This window comes from Vreelandella songnenensis, assembly GCF_003002925.1.
Classification (GTDB): domain Bacteria; phylum Pseudomonadota; class Gammaproteobacteria; order Pseudomonadales; family Halomonadaceae; genus Vreelandella; species Vreelandella songnenensis.
The window spans coordinates 1-4,203 of the sequence record NZ_PVTK01000023.1; the positions used below are offsets into that span (position 1 = coordinate 1).

6 protein-coding genes and 2 pseudogenes are annotated in these 4,203 nt (G+C 52.7%); 2 read left to right on the top strand and 6 right to left on the bottom strand.

From position 1 onward, the window contains the following. A partial coding sequence (locus B0H98_RS16805) for an integrase core domain-containing protein (RefSeq protein WP_146130276.1) occupies positions 1-189 on the top strand: 189 nt, incomplete at its 5' end. Here B0H98_RS16805 and B0H98_RS16810 read toward each other — a convergent pair. Continuing rightward, positions 183-830, bottom strand: coding sequence for an RHS repeat-associated core domain-containing protein (locus tag B0H98_RS16810; protein WP_106376217.1), 648 nt, complete (start codon positions 828-830; stop codon positions 183-185). The genes B0H98_RS16805 and B0H98_RS16810 overlap by 7 nt on opposite strands. A 493-nt stretch (positions 831-1,323) precedes the next feature. Continuing rightward, a pseudogene (locus B0H98_RS16815) lies at positions 1,324-2,193 on the bottom strand (RHS repeat-associated core domain-containing protein); the annotation flags it as partial. Between the two features lie 89 nt (positions 2,194-2,282). On the opposite strand from B0H98_RS16815, the gene B0H98_RS17245 reads away from it, so the two are divergent. After that, entirely contained in the window at positions 2,283-2,693 is a 411-nt protein-coding gene (locus B0H98_RS17245; RefSeq protein ID WP_244183215.1) for a hypothetical protein, read from the top strand. Between the two features lie 287 nt (positions 2,694-2,980). Here B0H98_RS17245 and B0H98_RS16825 read toward each other — a convergent pair whose 3' ends face one another. The 4 genes and pseudogenes from B0H98_RS16825 to B0H98_RS16835 all read right to left on the bottom strand — a co-directional run. After that, positions 2,981-3,187, bottom strand: a complete 207-nt coding sequence (locus B0H98_RS16825) for a hypothetical protein (protein WP_106376220.1) — start codon at positions 3,185-3,187, stop codon at positions 2,981-2,983. After that, a complete protein-coding gene (locus B0H98_RS17285) occupies positions 3,184-3,924 on the bottom strand; it encodes an RHS repeat-associated core domain-containing protein (protein ID WP_422822168.1) in 741 nt (246 codons plus the stop codon). The genes B0H98_RS16825 and B0H98_RS17285 overlap by 4 nt, the downstream gene beginning before the upstream one ends. A gap of 3 nt (positions 3,925-3,927) precedes the next feature. Then, positions 3,928-3,993 (bottom strand): annotated as a pseudogene (locus B0H98_RS17350) (hypothetical protein); the annotation flags it as partial. Positions 3,994-4,014: 21 nt separating this feature from the next. Then, positions 4,015-4,203: integrase core domain-containing protein (locus tag B0H98_RS16835; protein WP_146130276.1), on the bottom strand; the 189-nt coding region annotated here is incomplete at its 5' end.

The window sequence follows — 4,203 nt, forward strand, 5'->3', positions numbered from 1 at the left end:
GAATGTCTGAATGAGCATTGGTTCACCAGCCTTCATCACGCCAAGGTTGTCATCGAAGCATGGCGCCGGGAGTACAACGAAGAAAGACCGAAGAAAGGGCTTGGAGGGTTAACGCCTTCCGCCTATGCCGAGCAACTGGTGTTAAAACACGATAAAGTTACTTCTGACTCTAAACCCGGCTGCTACTGAAGATGGGGTGACGTCGTAGGCATCATGGCTAAAACAATTGCGCCCCAAGGATTGCTAGCCCAGGTCGGAATGGCTGCTCTTCCGCCAATAGCTACAGCTCTACTTGCCAGTGCTGCTGCCCCCCCAGCCGCACTTCCTTCTTGTGCGCATAGTTTTAGCCCCTCCAATCCCAACGGATCGACCGCACCCGCCGGATTCGTCACATACCCATACAAATTCGTACCACCACTTAACCCAATTGGATCTTGGCTAATGTACCTACCTTGCTGTGGGTCGTAATACCGATGGCGGTTGTAATACAGCCCACTTTCCTCATCATGCCACTGATCCTGAAAGCGAATTGGCTGACTCGTACTGCCGCTCATGTTCTTCACCGCCGCCCAGTCGTCGGGCTGGGCTTGCCATTTCGTTTCGCCGTTGGCGGCAACTAGTTGCATGGGCGTACCCAGCGCATCAGTGATGAAAGCGCTCATCATTTGGACTTGCTGGGTATCATCAATGCGCAGTATGGGCACAAAACGGCTCGGCTCGTAGATGGTCGTGGTGCTCTGACTATCGCTTTTTTCTCGCACAATCCGGTCGCCGTCCCAGCCGAAGTGGGTAGTGGCGGTGGTGCCGTTGGTGTGGGTGAGGCTTACCAAGCGGTTGGCTCCGTTGGAGGGCGTAAAGGTAGGCCTGTCCGCCGACCAGCCGCTGAACTTCGTCTTAGCGGAACGTCAACTCGCCGGGGCATGCTCTGCAGCGGGCAAAAGACGCGCCGCGAGGCACGCGGTTTAGGTGTTTAGTTTTGGAACGCTAGCTACATGCCTATCAATTTTAATATTAAATGAATGGCTTTTATTGTTGCTATTGCTTTAACTAAATGTTACCGATAGGTATAAAGTGCCAATGCAGGGAGCAATAACCAAATTAGTGCCGTAAAACCAACTCGTGGCATTAACTTCAAAAAATATGGGCGGGTTATAAATAGCATATTATATAAAGGCGAAAAAGAAAAAACATAACATAAAAAATAATATCTGCACCCACCCTTTAGTTCCTAGGAGAGCAATAAGGTTTAATAGGTATAACGGTAGCATTATTGCTCTCTCTGTCCATTTGTTGACCCAGAAACTATAGTCGATTTTCTGCATTTTAATTTTCTCCTGGAATGCACATTCCTGCCTCGAAGTGTCTATCTGAAAGACCGTCGCCATCAAGGTCGTAGTACAAAGATTGCTTTTCACTTATTTCACTAGGCGCAATTATCCCTCCAATCAAGACACGAACAGGACTGGCTTTAACTATAGCTCCGGTGGCAGTTTCAATCTTAGAAATACCTCCTGTAACTTTATCCCAGACTTTATTTAATCCCCAGTTCCCTACCTTTTCTAAATTTGATCTAGGTGCAGGTGGAAAACGGGAATAAGGGTTGCCGGTGCGCCCTCTGGGTCGACTAGATTGATCGCTTGGGCGACGCCCTTGGCGACGAGATTGATCAATATCTCCTGGTCGATCAAACAACCCAAGCGGATCAACCGCTTCCATTGGGTTGACTACATACCCATACAGATTCGTACCACCCCGCAACCCGATCGGGTCTTGGCTAATATACCGCCCCTGTTGCGGGTCATAGTACCGGTGACGGTTGTAGTACAGCCCGCTTTCTTCATCATGCCACTGCCCTTGAAAGCGAATCGGCTGATCAGTATTCCCGCGCTCGTTCTTCACCGCCGCCCAATCATCAGGCTGCGCCTGCCATTGCGTTTCGCCATTGGGCGCCACCAGTTGCATGGGCGTACCCAGAGCATCCGTGAAAAAAGCGCTGAGGATTTGGCCTTGCTGGGTATCATCGATGCGCAGCATGGGCACGAAGCTGCTCGGTTCGTAAACAATGGTCGAGCGCTGACTATCGCTTTCTTCCCGCACGATGCGGTCGCCGTCCCAGCCGTAGTGGGTAGTGGCAGTAGTGCCGTTGGTGTGGCGCACGGTCTTGTTGATCCGGCGGCCCAGGCCGTCGTAGCGGTAGGCGGCCTCCGTGGTGTGCTGGTGCGGGTGAGGCTTACCAGGCGGTTGGCACCATCGTAGCCCATCATCAGGCGCTCGCCGTCCGGTTGTTGCCGCTCGATCATATTACCCGCCCCGTCGTAGCGGTAGCGGGTGCCGTTGAGCTGGCCGAGGCGGTTATCGGAAAGGGCCTGCTGGCCGTCCAGGCGGTTACCGGCGGCGTCTACCGTGTAGCGGTGGGCCTGGTCGCCGTGCTGGCTGCCGGTGAGTCGGCCGGCGGCATCGTAGCTGTAGGCAATGACTTTGGATTGCTTGCCTTGCAGGGCGCGGAAGCTCATTCGGCCCAGGGCGTCGTACTGGTACCGCTGGCCGCCGTTTGCCTGCGCGCCGCCCAGGGTGAGGTGATCCAACTGGCCGAGGTTCGTATAACCGCGCTCCAGGATCAACGGTTGGGTCTGGTCGCCACCGCCGAGGCTGACGCGGCGCTGAGTTTCGCGGTGCAGGGCATCCGGTGTTAGGGCGATGTCCAGGTTCAGCCTTGGGGCGCTCAGGCCGTGCAGATGGCCGCTGCCGTAAGTGTGCCCGTTCAGCGCGCGGGCAGATCACCGAACTGGCTTTGTTGGGGCGCGCCGTTGGCGCCCCAGCTGTAGCATTCGCTGCTGGCCGGTGGCGCGCGGTGAGACGGCTAGTGGCATCATACGCGTTGTGCATGACCATCGGCTAACCATTGGAGCAAATCTAACTTTCACAATTCGCTTTTCATTTGGCTACCAGCCATGGGACTAAAACGAAAAACCGCAATATTTCACAACTTCTTTTTTTTAAATAATCTTATCCCGCTTTTAATGAATATCCATACACCAAAAATAATTACAGCTGAAGCTGGGAGTATTCTTTCACTTCCCAATTGCATATTCTTGATTTCACCTGTTGCTAATATATATATACCAAACATTATGAGAATAATGCTTATAAAAGCATTTACAGTATTATTTTGGAAATTTTTGCTCATTTTCCCCATTCCTCAGGGCTAAATACAGTGCCCATAATATAACCAACAATACCAGACTTGTTTGGTGAAGGTGGGCCTGGCAAAGAGCTATCTAAAACATCCAAGGCGACTCCTTGCACAGCAGGATTAGCTATTCCCACCGCCGCTCCCGGTGATACAGTTGCAACGCTACATAAGGCTCTTAAGCTGAGTTGATTAGCGCCAGTAACTAATGCACTACCAGCACTTGCCGCTGCGCTTGCAGCACCCGGAATGGCAGCACCTGCCATTGGCGCTGCTAAAGCGGCTGATGCGGCAGGAAGAGTAATATCACTACGTGTTGCGCCCTGATACCTTAGTGCTCTTCCATGATTGGCATCTTTAGATAACGCTGACATGCGTGTTGGAAATATGTAGCCTAAAATACCTGGATTATAATCTCCACCTGTTATTATTTGGCCGCCTTGGACTGGCGAAGGGGATGGTGCAGCGTGTGCTAACGCTTGTGGGCCATATGCTGAACTGACACTGCCCATGGCTGATTGAAACAATCCCAACGGATCGACCGCACCCGCCGGATTCGTTACATATCCATACAAATTCGTCCCACCCTGCAACCCAATTGGATCCTGACTAATATACCGCCCCTGCTGCGGGTCATAGTAGCGGTGGCGGTTGTAGTACAGCCCGCTTTCGTCATCATGCCACTGACCCTGAAAGCGAATCGGCTGGCTCGCACTGCCGCGAACGTTCTTCACCGCCGCCCAGTCATCAGGCTGGGCTTGCCATTTCGTTTCGCCGCTGGGCGCGATGAGTTGCATGGGTGTACCGACGACGTCACCCCATCTTCAGTAGCAGCCGGGTTTAGAGTCAGAAGTAACTTTATCGTGTTTTAACACCAGTTGCTCGGCATAGGCGGAAGGCGTTAACCCTCCAAGCCCTTTCTTCGGTCTTTCTTCGTTGTACTCCCGGCGCCATGCTTCGATGACAACCTTGGCGTGATGAAGGCTGGTGAACCAATGCTCATTCAGACATTC